Here is a 14545-nt window from a genome sequence, read left to right on the forward strand (position 1 = left end):
GCGTCTGGAGGCGTTTGTCGGGCAGATCTCGGGCGAATACGACGTCTGCACGATCGGCTTCGCGGCTGCGCGCCGTGTCACGGCGATGGCTTCGAGGTGAATAAAAGTCACGCTGCGGCGAGGGCCGCGCGGGGGCTCGTACGCGCGGAGGGCATGATCCAAATGTCGTGATCGGCCAACCGTCCGGGGGCTGCGCCGCGGGCTCCTGGCCGCGAAAAAATGCTGATTTGTTGCGTGGTCCGGAGCCGCTCAGTATGGCTAAACTGTCGATATGAACACGAACTTAGCGCGTTATTGGGCACTCTCCGGCGTTGCGCTGCTCAGCCCCGCGCTGGCCGGGTGCGGCAACGACACCAACGTCGCGACGGGCACGGACACGGCCGACACGTCGACGGGCGACACGAGCACCGAGCCGACGACGACGACGACCACGTCGACGGACACGACGCCGACGACGACCGAGGTCACGGACTCGGGCATGAGCGCGACCGGCACGACGACCACGTCGACCACGCTCGAGCCGACGTCGACCACCGGCACGACGGAGGACACGACGACCGACGCGACGACGTCGACCTCGACGGGGCCGGTGGGGGAGACCACCGGCGTCGACATGTGCATGACGATCCTCTGCGGCGAGCCGGCCGTGTGCTGCGGCGCCGGCGAGGAGTGCGTCGACGGGGCCTGCCTCCCCGAGTGCCCGAGCGGCATCCGCTGCGGCGAAGACAAGTCGATCTGCTGCGACGCCGGGGCGGTGTGCCTCGGCGACGTGTGCGAGCAGCCGGCGGGCGAGTGCGCCGACTCGTACGACTGCGATCCGGGCTTCTACTGCGAGCCGATCTTCGGCCAGTGCCTGCCGCAGCCCGACCCGCTCGACTGCGAGGTCGTGCCGACGTTCGACGACATCGATGTCCAGCTCGAGTGGGCCTGGACGGCCAACGAGGTGATCACGCTGCCGGTGATCGCCGACGTCGACGGCGACGGCGTGCCCGACGTGATCGTCAACACGACCCGGCAGGACGGCCTGATGCTGCCGGCCAGCTACACGCTCGGCGAGATCGTGCTGATCGACGGCGCGACCGGGCAGGAGAAGTGGCGCATCAGCCACGACCCGGCGATGATGAAGTTCGGCTCGCACGGCCGCGCCTCGGTCGCGGTCGCCGACGTGAGCGGCGACGGCCTGCCCGACATCATCTACGCCGGCCGCGAGGAGGGCACCAACCACATCTCGCCGGTCCACGCGGTCGACGGGATGGGCGCGCTGCTGTGGACGGCCCGCACCGCGAACAACCAGGTCGCCAAGGTCCGCATCGAGAACGGCTCGGCCACGGTCGTCAACCTCGACACCGACCCCGAGGCCGAGATCGCGTTCGGCGCCACGATCTTCGACGACGACGGCCTGATGGTGTGGAACCAGCCGTGGGGCCCCAACAACACGGCGTGGGGCTCGATGTACGGCACGCCGATGAACGGCAACACGCCGATCTACGCCGGCGGCGTGGCGACCTTCGCCGACCTCGACGGCGACAACAAGCCCGAGCTCGTCACCGGCCGCGAGGCGTGGAAGATCGAGTGGATCCCCGGCAACCCGCCGTCGGTGACGATGACCCAGTACTGGGCGAACAAGACCAACCCGGTCCAGAGCCACAACAACGACGGCTGGCCGTCGGTCGCCGACCTCGACGGCGACGGCAAGCCCGAGGTCGTGCTGGTCGCCTGGCCGGCGATCCGCGTCATCAACGGCCAGACCGGCCAGCTGTGGTGCGGCGTCGACCCGACCGACGCGATGTGCCAGCAGAACCCGGCCCTGCGCACGCAGCCGATCCAGATCAAGGGCGGCGACCTCGGCGGCCCGGCGACCATCGCCGACTTCGACGGCGACGGCCGGCCCGAGGCCGGTATCGCCGGCGGCAAGGCGTACGCGGTGTACGACTTCAATCGCCCGAGCTACAACGGCGACAACACGGCCGAGATGGTGGTCAAGCTGGCCATGGATCCGGCGCCCGTGGCCGGGGCGATGTACGCCCGCTGGACCGCGACGATCCAGGACGAATCGTCGGCCGCGACCGGCTCGTCCGTGTTCGACTTCCAGGGCGACGGCAAGGCCGAGGTCGCGTACCAGGACGAGTGCTTCGCCCGCGTCTACGACGGCGCGACCGGTGCGGTGCAGCTGCAGATCATGAACTCGAGCGCGACGATCCACGAGTACCCGCTCGTGGCCGACGTCGACGGCGACGGCAACTCCGAGTTCGTCGTGGTCGCCAACTACGCCGAGGCCAAGAACGTCACCGACTGCCAGGCCAAGACGCCCGGCTTCACCGCGCGCAAGGGCGTGTTCGTGTACGGCGCCGGCGGCGACAACTGGGTCCCGACCCGCAAGGTCTGGACGCAGCACACGTACCACGTGACCGACGCCGACTCGGCCGGCAACCCGCCGATGTCCGAGGAGGCCAACTGGACCGACGGCGGCCTCAACAACTTCCGCCAGAACGTGCAGGGCGAGGGCGTGTTCAACGCCGCCGACCTGACCGTCTCGCTGGCGGCCGACCTGAACCTGTGCTCCGACGAGCTGGTGCTGGTGGCGACCATCTACAACGAGGGCGCGCTCGGCATCTCCGCCGGCGTCGACGTCTCGTTCTACGAGGGCGTCGACAACACGGGCGTGAAGCTCGGCACCAAGCCGACGGCGGCGTCGCTGCTCCCCGGCGCGTCGACGCAGGTGCTCTGGAAGGTGCCCGGCCCGACGAAGGACAACAAGAAGAACTTCTTCGTCGAGATCGATCCGGGCATCAACAACGGCCTCGTCACGGAGTGCAAGGAAGACAACAACGGCGCGCTCGTGACCGAGGCGTTCTGCCCCGAGGCAGGCTGATCGTCACGGCGTGACCGCCCCCGCGGGCCGGCCGGCGCACCGCCGTCCGGCCCGTCGTCGTTTCGGTGACGTTTCGGTGGCAGATTCGCCGAGCGCGCGGTGCGCGCTTTACAAGCGCAGGGCCGGTTGCTACGTAGGTTCGCCTTGGATCGCAGCGCCTACGACAAGCTGTTCGAGCTCGAGAAGCGCCACTTCTGGCGGATCGGTCGCCGCGGCGTGATCCTCGACGTGCTGGAGCGCTGGGCCCCGAAAGGGCCGCTGCGGCTGCTCGACGTCGGCGGGGCGTGCTCGCTGATCTCGCAGGAGATGACGCGCTTCGGCGAGGTGACGGTGATCGAGCCCGACCTGCCGACGGCCGAGTTCGCGGCGCGCGAGCTCGGCCTCGACGTGCGCCCGGCAGCCTGCCCGACGACCTGCCGGTCGAGGGCAAGTTCGACGTGGTGACGCTGTTCGACGTGCTCGAGCACATCGACGACGAGGACCCGGCGATGGCGGCGGTGGCCGGCCTGGTGCGCCCCGGCGGGCTCCTGGTGGTCACGGTGCCGGCCCTGCCGATCCTGTGGAGCGACCACGACGTGTCGGTGCACCACCGCCGCCGCTACACCAAGGCGACGCTGCGCCCGGTGCTCGAGCGCGCGGGCTTCCGCCTGGAGCGGCTGTCGTACCACACCTGCCTGCTGTTCCCGCTGGTGTTCGCCCAGCGCGTGGCGAGCCGCCTGCGCGGCCTCAAGGCCAAGCCCGAGTACGACGTGCGGGTCCCGGCCGCGCCGCTCAACCAGGCGCTGCTGGCCGTGATGGAGGCCGAGCGCCGGCTGCTCCGCCGCGTCGACCTGCCGATCGGCTCGTCGCTGGTCGCGGTCGCCTTCCGCGAGTGAGAAGGGCGCGAGACTCGACCGTGCATGTCCCGCGGGACATGTGAACGAGGGCATGTCCGGAGGGGCATGCGCTCGAGGACATGTCCCTCGGGGCACGTCGGCGGTCGGATTGAACGCGACGAGCGCGGCGAAGGTCGCCGCGCTCGCGCTGGGCCCGGGCGGGCCGGCCCGTCAGAAGCGGGCGGTGAGGGTCAGCTGACCGCCGCCGAGGCGACCGCCGGCGTTGAGGTTGGTGTTCTTGGCCACGCGCACGCCGTACTCGTTGAGGACGCGGTTGCGGTACTTGTCGCGGTGGTACTGCACGGTGCCGACGATGCCCATGATGAGGCCGAGGCCCTGCAGCGAGCCGGACACGGCCAGCGAGAAGTCGTCGGTGGCGTACTTGGCCTGCTCCATCGCCAGGAACGGGCCGACGACCGGGATGAACATGTTCTCGGCCAGGTCACGACAGCGGCCGGGCTTGTTCATGCCGGGGCAGCGATCGTAGAGGTCGGCCGCGTTGCTCGCCGTGATGAGGTACGAGACGCCGAACAGCACCCAGCCGGTGACCATCAGGCCCTTGCGCGGCGGGGGCGGGCGCTTGATCGCCGGCGGCGGAGCGGCGTGCGACGGCCGCGAGACCACGCGAGTGACGATCCGCGGGGGCGGGGGCGGCGGGGCGTAGCGGCTCTGCGGGTAGCGCTGCTGCGGCGGGGCGACGTAGACCGGGGCCTGCGGCGGCGTGGTGCGGGTGTTGGTGGTGACCGTCGGCGTCGCGTTCGAGTTGCTGCTCGAGTTGGTGTTGGTCGCGATGTCGGCGCTGCTCGTCGGCGAGGCGTTGCCCTGCGGCTGGGCCTGGACCTGGATCTGCGGCTGCACGAGCACCTGGATCTGCGGCTGCATCACCGTGCTGCCGGGCGGCACGTTGAGCGTCGCGGCACCCGGGGCGGCGAGGGTCTGGCTCTGGCTCTGCGGCCCGGCGACGCTGCCCGGAGGCGTGAGCTGGGTCTGGGCGCCGGGGGCCTGGACTTGCGTATTGACCGGAGCGACCGGCGTCTGCCCCGGGATGGGCTGAGCGAGGGACTCGCCGCCGGGGTCTTGCATGCCGAGGAGCGGCACGCTGCGCGCGTAGGGCGACGCGACGGCGGCCGACGGCATCAACAGCGACGCGGCGAAGAGGGGAGTGGCGACGGAGACGAGCAGACGAGACCGCAACATGACGTGGCTACCTCGAACGGGATGGCTTCAAGATTGGCAGATGCTCCACGTGCCGACCAGTCGGAAAAGTCAAATATTCCGGCTCAGCGTCGGTCGCCCGGCGCAGAATTCCCCGACCGTGATCGGACGCGCTCCGGCGCGCCGTGGAATGCGCGGAAGGCGGCCTACCGGCCCGCTTTGGGGCGGGAAACGTCGTTCGAACTCGAGCCTGGGGTCGGGGGTCGACACCGCGAGTTCGGCGCCATGTGTGGGGATGGCCATTGGCTTCCCATCACCTGCACGCGCCGGTCCGGTCGCAAACGATTGGAATGACAGCAGCCGGCGCGACGCCGACCGAGGTGCAGCGTCCGCGGCGATGCAACTTGCGACGGTCGGCTGTCACGGTCGCTAGCCGCCGGTCAGGCCGCTCCGCCCCGGGATCCCCTTCCGCCGCTTCAGCTCGCGGATCCACAGCTCGCAGGCGTCGGCGCAGAAGTCGAGGTAGCGGTCGACGTCCGGACCGAGCGGCCGCTCGTCGAAGAGGACCTTCTCCTCCATCAGGCGGAACCCCGTAGCGAATGTCATCAGTCGGGTGAGGTCCAGCGCCTCCGTCTCCGTCAGCTCGCCCCGGTCGATGAACCGGCGCAGCCCCAGCGACGCCTTGACCGTGAGGTCGTCGACGAAGATGGCCCGGTTGAGCCGGCCGAAGCGCGGGTTCAGGCGGGCGATCGAGAACATGCAGCGGACGAAGAGCGGGTGCGTGCGGCTCTCGTACAGCCGCTTGACGTAGCGCGCGACCACCCGCGGGATCTGCTCGAGCTCGGTCACCGCCACCACCTCCGCCCCGCCCGCCGCCATGTCGCCGTAGAAGGTGACGATGATCTGCTCCACCATCTCTTCCTTGGTCCGGAAGTAGTGGTAAAGGCTCGGCTGCTGCATCCCGACCCGCCGCGCCAGCTCCCGCAGCGAGGCGCCGTGGTAGCCGCGCTCGGCGATGAGCTCCATCGCCGCCTCGAGGATCTCGCGGTGCCGCCCGGTCGCCGGCGGAACCTGCGGCAGCGGCTCGGTCCCGCCGACCGCCGACGCGCGTCGGCCGGCCCGCGGCCTGGCGGCGGAGGTGGGTGCGGAAGGGGGGCGCCGGGCCACCGGTGGAGTATGCCCCAGACCGCGCAAACGTGCGGCAGGACGTCGCAGCGACGGTGCTGGCGCTTGCGAGACTATCGATCGATAGGTAGCTTGCCTATCGACTGATAGGGAGGCGGAGATGTCGAGCAACCATGCGTGTCCCCACTGCCACCACACCTCGCTGCGCCGCCCTCCGGCGTGGGGGATCGCGGTCGTCGCGCTGGCGTGGGTGTTCGTGGCGACGATGCTGTTCGTGTCGGCCCTGATCGGGCCGTTCATCATGTTCGCGGTCCCGGTCATCTTCGCGTTCGGGGCGGGCGCGGTGCGCAGCGCCCACGACTTCGCGTTCGCCCCGGCCGATTGCCGGGCGTGCGGGAAGCTGGTGCTGGCAGAGTCGCCCGCCCCGACGACGACGACGCCGGTGCGCGAGCCCGCCCCGGCGCTGGCCCGCGCGGTGTGACGCGGATCGCCGGTGCTCCGCGAGATCGATGTCGCGGCGCCGATCGGCCGGCGATCGGCGGGTCGACATCGTTCGCGTCACGCGTCGGCGGCGGAGCGCCCGGCGCGGTCGAGGTCGCTGCGGTCGTCGGCTTGCTCGGCGAGGTCGTGCGGGTGTATGGCGGTCGCATGTCGCTCGCGCAGACCACTCCTCTTCTGCGTTCCCTGCCGCTCGGCGCGGCGCTCGGCGAGCCGGTGCTGTTGAAGATGGAGGCGCTGCAGCCGTGCGGGTCGTTCAAGCTGCGCGGGCTCGGCCGCCTGTGCGCCAGCCGGGTCGCCGGCGGAGCGCGGCGGCTGGTGTGCGCGTCCGGCGGGAACGCGGGCCTGGCGGTGGCCTACGCCGGACGACGTCTCGGCGCGGCGGTGCGAGTGGTGGTGCCTTCGACGACGAGCGCGCGGTCGCACGAGCTGCTGACCGCGGAAGGCGCCGAGGTGGTGGTGCGCGGCGACGACTGGCTCGCGGCCCACCGGGCGGCGCTCGCCGAGCTGCCGGAGGACGCGACCTACATCCATCCTTTCGACGACCCGGAGATCTGGACCGGTCACGCCGACATCGTGGTCGAGGCCGCCGCTCAGGCGGAGCGCCCGGGCGCGGTGGTGGTGGCGGTCGGCGGTGCGGGCCTCCTCTGCGGCGTGCTGCAGGGGATGCACGCGGTCGGCTGGACCGACGTGCCGGTGCTGGCGGTCGAGACCGAGGGCGCGGCGTCGTACGCGGCCGCTCTGGCCGCGGGCGCGCCGGTGGCGATCCCGGCGATCACCTCCCTGGCGACGACGCTCGGCGCTCGCGCGGTCGCGGCCGAGGCGGTGGCGTGGTCGCGTCGCCACGAGATCGTGCCGTGGACGGTCAGCGATCGCGCGGCGGTGCAGGCGTGCCTGCGCTTCGCCGACGACCACCGCGTGCTGGTCGAGCCGGCCTGCGGAGCTGGCCTTTCGGTCATCTACGATCGGGCCCCGCCGCTCGTCGGCCGCGGACCGGTGCTGGTGATCGTGTGCGGCGGCGCGGGGGTCAGCCTCGCGCTCCTGCGCCTGTGGGCCGAGAGCACCGGCGCTCGCTGACAGCCGGCGCGGCTTGACCGCGACGCGGGGGTCGGCCACCGTGCCCGAGGGGAAGGGCGGGTGGTATGCAGATCCAGCGGGAGAAATTCTTCGCTCTGACGGCCTCGCTGGCGGGTTTTTGGCCCAACGCGGGCTGCATGATCGACCTCGGCGGGGTGGCGACCGAGGACTCGACGACGACGACCCCCGCGTCGACGACGGCGACGACCGCGAGCACCACCGAGGACGCGACACCGGCACCGCGTCGACCGACGCACCGATGAGGGGCGCGCCGACGACCGGTGGGAGCACCGCCGGCGAGGAGGACTGCTGCCTCGCTGTGGTTGCGCCGACGACGCCGTCGCGACGTGCGTGTGCGACGGGGACCCGTTCGGCTGCGGGCTCGCGGGCGGCGACCGGGACGAGGCCTGCGTCCGCGACGTGAACACGTCGGGCTGCGGCCTGCGCGACGCGCCCGACGCCGGGAGACGACTTGAGCGGCCTGTTCACCGGCGCGCCCGGGCGGGCGCCGACCTGTGCGAAGCTTCGGCCCGTGAGCGACCCGAGGCCCGTGCCCGCCGCCGCCCCCTGGGCCGAGGACATGTGCACGTTCGGCGTGACCGGCACGAACGGCAAGACGTCGACGACGACGATGCTGGCGGCGATCGTCCGCGCGGCCGGGCAGCACGTGTTCGCGGCGACGACCCTCGACTATTCGCTCGACGGCCGGTCGCTGCCGGTCGAGCGCAGCTGGCAGGGCTTCCTCGCCGCGGCCGAACAGGCGCGCGCGGCCGGGGCCCGCCACGCGGCGGTCGAGATCACCAGCCAGTCGCTGGCCCGCGGCTACGCCAAGCGCTGGCGGTTCGACTGGTCGGTGTTCACCAACCTGTCCCCCGACCACTTCAAGAGCCACGGCTCGTGGGAGCACTACCTGGCCAGCAAGGCCCAGCTGTTCGTCCACACCTCGCCGGGCGGGGCGGCGATCCTCAACGCCCGCGACCCGGCGGCGCTGCTCCTCGACCAGGTCACGCCGGTCGACGTCCGCCGGGTGTGGTACGGGGTCCTGTCCCGTGGGGCATGTCTGAAGGAACATGACCTCGAGGCCGTGTCCGTAGGGACATCCGTCGACGGGACGGCGCTGACGCTGGCGCCGTCGCCCCTGGCGGAGGCGCTGGGCGGGGCGCTGCAGGTGGCGTACGTCGGCGAGGTGTTCGCCGAGAACGCGCTGGCGGCCGCCGCCGCGGCGCTGTCGGCCGGCTTGCCGGCGGCGGCGGTGCGCGCGGGCCTGGCGAGCTGCCCGGTGGTGCCCGGCCGCTTCGAGGTCCTGGGCCGCGCGCCGGTGGTGGTCGTCGATTACGCGCACACTCCCGACGCGCTCGAGCGGACGTGCGCGACGGCGCGGGCGCTGGCCGGCGCGGGCCGGGTGATCGTGGTGTTCGGCGCCGGCGGCGACACCGACGCGGGCAAGCGCGAGCCGATGGGCGAGGCGGTCGGGCGCGCGGCCGACCTCGCGGTGCTGACGACCGACAATCCGCGCCGCGAAGATCCGCGGCAGATCGCGGGCCACCTGCGCGCAGGCCTGGCGCGCGGCGGGCGGGCGCGCATCGTCGAGGAGGTCGATCGACTGCGGGCGATCGGCCTGGCGCTCGAGCTGGCGCAGCCGGGCGACGTGGTGGTGGTCGCCGGCAAGGGCCACGAGTCGGGCCAGACGATCGGCGACGAGACGCTGCCGTTCTCCGACCGCGCGGTCGTCCGGCAGCTGCTCGGGCTGGAGGCCGGCGATGGCGAGGCCTGAGTCCGAGGCCGGACAGGCGCGCCGCGAAGCGCTGGACGAGCGCGCGACGAACCCGGAGGTTCGCGTCGAGCGGCGAGTAGGCGACGGTCTGGACGAGCGAGCGGCGGCGCTGCTCGAGCTGCGCGTCGCGGGGGTGCTGGCCGAGCGGCGGCAGGCGCTGCAGCGCCGGTTCGGCTGGGCCGGACCTGTCCTGCGCTGCGCGGTCGAGCCACGGCGGCGGACCCTGGCGCTCGTCGGCGAGGCGCTGAGCCGAAAGGCGCTGGCGGCCGCGCTGGCCGAGCTGGGCGCGGCGCTGCCCGCCGGGTGGCGTATCGACGCCGCGGGGACGGAGATCGCGGCGCCGCGCGCCTGGTTCGCGCTGCCGGCCGGCGTGACCCGGCTGTGGCGGGCGCCGCCCGCGGGAGTGATCGTCGACGGGTGCGTCGGGATATGTCCCTCGGAGCATGTCCTCAAGGACGTGTGGGCGCAGCGGCGCGGGAGTGAGAGTCTTTCATGGCATGTCTCTTGGGACATGTTTGACTCGACCTCCGCCTCCGGACGAGGGGGCCGACCGGCGGCCCTCGTGGCCGCGCCGATCTGCTCGTGTGGGGTGCGCGAGTGCACGGGCGGGCGAAGCGGCGGGGTGAAGCTCAGGGGGTATGAGAGTTCGGCGCGTGCGTTGTTCGACAGAGATCGATTGTGTCCCGATGAACATGTCCTTGAGGACATGAGATTTGAGAGTGCGGCGTGCGGGCGGGCCGGGTGGTGTCCCGATGAACATGTCTGCGAGGACATGGAGATGTGCACCGAGCTGCTGGCCGACGACGGCCCGGTCGGGGTGCTGGCGGCGGGGGGCGGCTGGGCGCTGGTGCGGGCGCGCGACGGGACGATCGGGTGGACGCGGGCGCGGCTCGGCGCACTGGTGGCCGTTGCATCCCGGACGACGCCGGCGCGCGGCGAGGTGGTCGCGTTGACGCGGGTGCTGCGGCGCTTCCGCGGAGCGCCGTATCGGCTCGGCGGGACCACGCCGCTCGGGATCGACTGCTCGGGCCTGGTGCAGCGGGCGGTACGGGCGGCGCTGGGCGTGGTGCTGCCCAGGCACTCGAGCGATCAGCTCGCGCTGGCGGCGTCGCCCGTGCGGCCGCTCGGCGAGCCCGGCGATCTGTTGTTCATGTGGGGGGCAGGCGAGTCGCCCTGCCACGTGGGGGTCGTGCTCCGCGGCGCGCGAGCGGGGGCTCGCACGCTGCTGCACGCGTCGTCGCGCCGCGGCCGGGTGATCGAGGAGCCGCTCGAGCAGGTGCTGCCGCGGGCGTCGCGGGTGCGACACATGGAGCTCGAGCAGGTGCTTGCGCTGGGTCGGTGACAAGCCGCGCGCGCTTCTTCTCTCGCCCAGCGGACGACTCGCAACGAATGTGTTGGCCGATGACAGGCGCGAGCATGAGGCGCGCGGGGGCTGCTTCTCTCGCCAGCGGACGACTCGCGACGAATGTGTTGTCCGATGGCAAGGGCGAGAGGCGCGAGGCGATGGAGAGCTGACCTAAGGAGCCGCTCGAGCAGGTGCTACAGCGGGCGTCGCGGGTGCGGCACATGGAGCTCGAGCAGGTGCTTGCGCTGGGCCGGTGACGGCCGTGCGACCTGCTTCTCCGCGCCAAGCGCATGATTCGCGACGAATAGTTCTTCGACAAAGCGCGATGGTGAGGCGCGCGCGCTTCTTCTCTCGCCCAGCGGACGACTCGCAACGAATGTGTTGGCCGATGACGGGCGCGCGCATGAGGCGGCCGGCGATGAGAGCTGACCGAGAGGATCTCGGCAGAGGGATCGATGAGGTGATGGAGCAGGTGTTGCAGGCGGCGTTGCGGGTACGGCAGATGGAGCTCGAGCCGGTGCTTGCGCTCGGTGAGTGATGGGCCGCGACCTTCGTCTCTTGCCTGCGACCCTTCGCAACGAATGTGCCCTTCGAGGACAGGCGCGATCGTGAGGCGATGGAGAGCTGACCGAGACCGAGGGAGCGAGGAGCTGCTCGAGCTGGTGCTGCGGGCGTCACTACGCGGGACGGGAGCTCGAGCAGGAGCTTTACGCCGGCCTGGTGACGCATGGGCCGTGGGCAGGCGCCGTTGCGTGCGTGCGGGGCAGGGGGGCACCCGTCTCGGGCTCGTCGATCGACGAGCCGTCGATCGTGCGGGTCGGCTCGGGACGCTGCTGGCAGGGCTTGGTCGGCGACGAAACAGATCGGGCGCGCAGATCCCTTCGGGCATGTCGTGGAAGACATGTCCTCGAGGACAATTGATTTTGCCGCGTGGCGACGACGGCAGTGTCCGCCGCGGCGCGCGCCCGGACAGCTGCGGCGGATCGTCGCGGACATTCGTCGCGTGACGCGCCGTGGGGCCTCGTGGACCGGTGGGTGCGGCCGCTTCGCTCCAGCGAACTCTGCGGCGACCATGCGCTCGACGTCGGTTTCGTCGCACGATGCCGCGCGAGCCGTGACAAATGCGGCGGCTACATGTCGCAGTCTGTCACGCCGCGGCGCCGAGCGGCCTGGCGGAGATGTCACTTGCTGCGCCGGGAGCGTCGGCATAGCGTCCGCGCCCATGACGAGCGACGAGCGCAGTCGGAGCCCGCACGCGCCGAAGTTCCGTCGGCTCGCGGCCGTCGGTCACGGTGGGATGGCCGACATCTACCTCGCGGCCGCGCGCGGGGTGGGCGGGGCGCTCAAGCTGCTCGTGCTCAAGGATCTGCGGCCGGCGCTGGTGCGCGACCCGGAGTACCGGGCGATGTTCCAGCGCGAGGCGAGGATCGCCACGCTGCTGTCGCACCCCAACGTGGTCCAGACCTACGAGGTGGGCAGCGAGGACGGGCGGCCGTTCATCGCCATGGAGTACCTCGAGGGCCAGCCGCTGCACCGGATCCTCCGCCGCGTGTACCAGCCGCCGCCGCTGCCGCCCGGGCTGCCGCTGGCGATGCACCTGCGGATCCTCGCCGAGCTGCTCGCCGGCCTCCACTACGTGCACGAGCTGCGCGACTACGACGGGCGGCCGCTCGGGCTCGTGCACCGCGACGTGTCGCCGCACAACGTGCTCGTCACCTACGACGGGCAGATCAAGCTGGTCGACTTCGGCATCGCCCGCCTCGAGGGCGACGGCGACACCGAGGTCGGCACGTTCAAGGGCAAGGCCTCCTACTCGTCGCCCGAGCAGGTGTGCGGCGAGCAGGTCGACCGCCGCAGCGACCTGTTCTCGGTCGGCGTGATGCTGTGGGAGGCGCTGGCCCGCCGGCGCATGTGGGCCGGGCTCGACGAGCTGGCGATCGCGCGCCGGCTCGAGGAGGGCGACATCCCGCCGCTGCCCGCCGAGGCCGCGGCGCCGCCGGTGCTGCGGGCGCTGGTGGCCTCGGCCCTGGCGGTCGACCCCGAGGCGCGTCCGGCCTCGGCCGAGGTGTTCCGCGAGGCGCTCGAGCTGCACCTCGGCAAGAGCGGCCCGTCGCCGCGGGCGATCGGCATCGCTCTCGGCGACATCTTCGCCGCCGACCGGGCCAGCCTGCGCGGCCTCGTGGAGGCGCAGATCCGCCGCGCCCGCCAGGTCCACGACGACCTGCCCGTGCTCGACCTGTCCGATCCGTCAGGTCTCGTCGACCCCGGGCCCGGCGACCTCGCGCACCCCGACGAGCCGACCCGACGCGACGCCCCGCGGGCCGCCGAGGCCCCGGCCGAGCCGAGCCCGACGCGGCCGAGCGGGCCGCACGACGCCACCTGGTCGGCCGTGCACCCGCCCCTTCGCCGGTCGCCGATCGTGTCCCGCTGGCTGCCGTGGGGGCTCGGGGCGGCGGCGGTGGCTGTCTCTGCGACCATGGTCTTCACGACAGGTCCGGATGAGCATGGTGTTTCGGACATGTTCGCGGAGCCAGCCGAGATGGCGCCGTGCGCGGGGGCCGACAAGCCGGTGGTCGAGCTGTCGGGGGAGATCGAGCACTCGGCGCGGCTGACGTGCGACAAGATCTACCGCCTGCGCTTCGTGACGTTCGTGCGCCCGGGGGCGACGCTGACGATCGATCCGGGGACCACGATCGTCGGCGACCGCGACACCCGCGGGACGCTGGTGGTCCAGCCGGGCGCGAAGCTGGTGGCCGAGGGCACGCGCGAGCGGCCGATCGTGTTCACCAGCGAGGCGCGCCCGGGGTTGCGGCGCGCGGGCGACTGGGGCGGACTTATCATCCTCGGCAAGGCGCCGACCAACCTGCGCGACGCCGAGGGGCGGCCGACGGTCGGCCGGGTCGAGGGCATCGCCGACGGCGGCGAGTACGGCGGGGATGACCCGGAGGACAGCTCGGGCTCGCTGCGGTTCGTGCGGGTCGAGTACAGCGGGACCGAGCTCGGGCCCAACAACGAGATCAACGGGGTCACGTTCGCCGGGGTCGGCCGCGGCACGCAGGTCGACCACGTGCAGGTGCGCCACACCGCCGACGACTGCTTCGAGTTCTTCGGCGGCACGGTCGACGCCAAGCACCTGATCTGCCAGGATCCCGGCGACGACGGGTTCGACTGGGACCTCGGCTACACCGGCCGGCTGCAGTTCCTGCTGCTGCGCGACGGCGCCGAGGCGCTCGACACCACCGCCGGCTTCGAAGGCGACAACGACCCCGGCGGCTCGCGCAACACGCCGCGCTCGGCGCCGACGATCTACAACGCGACCCTGTGCGGCCGCGGCCACGGCCTCGAGCACGAGCACTACGGCGTGCTGCTCCGCCACGGCACCGCGGCGACCCTCGGCAACGCGGTGGTGGTCGGGTTCGGGGCGCCGCTCGACGTCCGCGACCGCGACACCACCGCCGACCTGCGCGGCGGGCTGTGGCTGTCGCGCAACTTCGCCGCGTCGCTGGCCCACGCCGAGGTGCCGGGCGGCGAGCTCGCGCTGGCCGATGACGACTTCGGCCTCGACGAGGCGGCGCTGCTCACCGCCGCCGGGGCCCGCGTCGAGGATCCGGATCTCCCTGGCTGCGCCGACCCGGCCGGCCTGAATCGCTACAAGCCGCGCACCCCGCTGACCGCGGGCGCGGCCGCCCCGCCCGCCGACGGCTTCTTCGCCCCGGAGGCCCGCTTCGCCGGCGCGTTCCGTGACGAAGCCGACGACTGGGACGCCGGCTGGGCCGTGTGGGCCGATGCGCCGGAAGATGTCTGAAAAGACATTGCTCTCGGGA

At 72.3% G+C, this 14545-nt stretch carries 11 protein-coding genes; 9 read left to right on the forward strand and 2 right to left on the reverse strand.

Annotation, left to right across the window (positions count from 1 at the left end; genetic code table 11):
• Positions 1 to 271: 271 nt before the first annotated feature.
• From O0S08_RS13265 to O0S08_RS13275, 3 genes are all read left to right on the forward strand, one after another.
• Positions 272 to 2872: an FG-GAP repeat domain-containing protein gene (locus O0S08_RS13265; protein ID WP_269039475.1), complete on the forward strand. Its 2601-nt coding sequence runs from the start codon at positions 272 to 274 to the stop codon at positions 2870 to 2872.
• Positions 2873 to 3016: 144 nt separating this feature from the next.
• The gene (locus tag O0S08_RS13270; RefSeq protein WP_269039476.1) at positions 3017 to 3316 is read left to right on the forward strand and encodes a hypothetical protein; all 300 of its coding nucleotides are present in this window, start codon (positions 3017 to 3019) and stop codon (positions 3314 to 3316) included.
• Positions 3313 to 3747: a methyltransferase domain-containing protein gene (locus O0S08_RS13275; RefSeq protein ID WP_269039477.1), complete on the forward strand. Its 435-nt coding sequence runs from the start codon at positions 3313 to 3315 to the stop codon at positions 3745 to 3747. The genes O0S08_RS13270 and O0S08_RS13275 overlap by 4 nt, the downstream gene beginning before the upstream one ends.
• Positions 3748 to 3918: 171 nt before the next feature.
• Here O0S08_RS13275 and O0S08_RS13280 read toward each other — a convergent pair whose 3' ends face one another.
• Together O0S08_RS13280 and O0S08_RS13285 are read right to left on the reverse strand one after the other, a co-directional pair.
• Complete coding sequence (locus O0S08_RS13280; RefSeq protein ID WP_269039478.1) at positions 3919 to 4944, reverse strand: hypothetical protein; 1026 nt, start codon at positions 4942 to 4944, stop codon at positions 3919 to 3921.
• Positions 4945 to 5331: 387 nt separating this feature from the next.
• Positions 5332 to 6069, reverse strand: coding sequence for a TetR/AcrR family transcriptional regulator (locus O0S08_RS13285; RefSeq protein WP_269039479.1), 738 nt, complete (start codon positions 6067 to 6069; stop codon positions 5332 to 5334).
• Positions 6070 to 6187: 118 nt separating this feature from the next.
• Between O0S08_RS13285 and O0S08_RS13290 the strand changes: the two genes are divergently transcribed.
• From O0S08_RS13290 to O0S08_RS13315, 6 genes are all read left to right on the forward strand, one after another.
• Complete coding sequence (locus O0S08_RS13290; RefSeq protein WP_269039480.1) at positions 6188 to 6508, forward strand: hypothetical protein; 321 nt, start codon at positions 6188 to 6190, stop codon at positions 6506 to 6508.
• 167 nt (positions 6509 to 6675) lie between these two features.
• The gene (locus O0S08_RS13295) at positions 6676 to 7602 is read left to right on the forward strand and encodes a pyridoxal-phosphate dependent enzyme (RefSeq protein ID WP_269039481.1); all 927 of its coding nucleotides are present in this window, start codon (positions 6676 to 6678) and stop codon (positions 7600 to 7602) included.
• 65 nt (positions 7603 to 7667) lie between these two features.
• On the forward strand, positions 7668 to 7865 hold the full coding sequence (locus O0S08_RS13300) for a hypothetical protein (RefSeq protein WP_269039482.1): 198 nt from the start codon (positions 7668 to 7670) through the stop codon (positions 7863 to 7865).
• 269 nt (positions 7866 to 8134) lie between these two features.
• Positions 8135 to 9376, forward strand: coding sequence for a Mur ligase family protein (locus O0S08_RS13305; RefSeq protein WP_269039483.1), 1242 nt, complete (start codon positions 8135 to 8137; stop codon positions 9374 to 9376).
• Complete coding sequence (locus O0S08_RS13310; protein ID WP_269039484.1) at positions 9363 to 10718, forward strand: NlpC/P60 family protein; 1356 nt, start codon at positions 9363 to 9365, stop codon at positions 10716 to 10718. Before O0S08_RS13305 ends, O0S08_RS13310 begins: the two co-directional genes overlap by 14 nt.
• Before the next feature lie 1225 nt (positions 10719 to 11943).
• Positions 11944 to 14526, forward strand: a complete 2583-nt coding sequence (locus tag O0S08_RS13315) for a serine/threonine protein kinase (protein ID WP_269039485.1) — start codon at positions 11944 to 11946, stop codon at positions 14524 to 14526.
• Positions 14527 to 14545 lie beyond the last annotated feature (19 nt).

The organism is Nannocystis punicea (assembly GCF_026965555.1).
Taxonomy (GTDB): Bacteria; Myxococcota_A; Polyangia; order Nannocystales; family Nannocystaceae; genus Nannocystis; species Nannocystis punicea.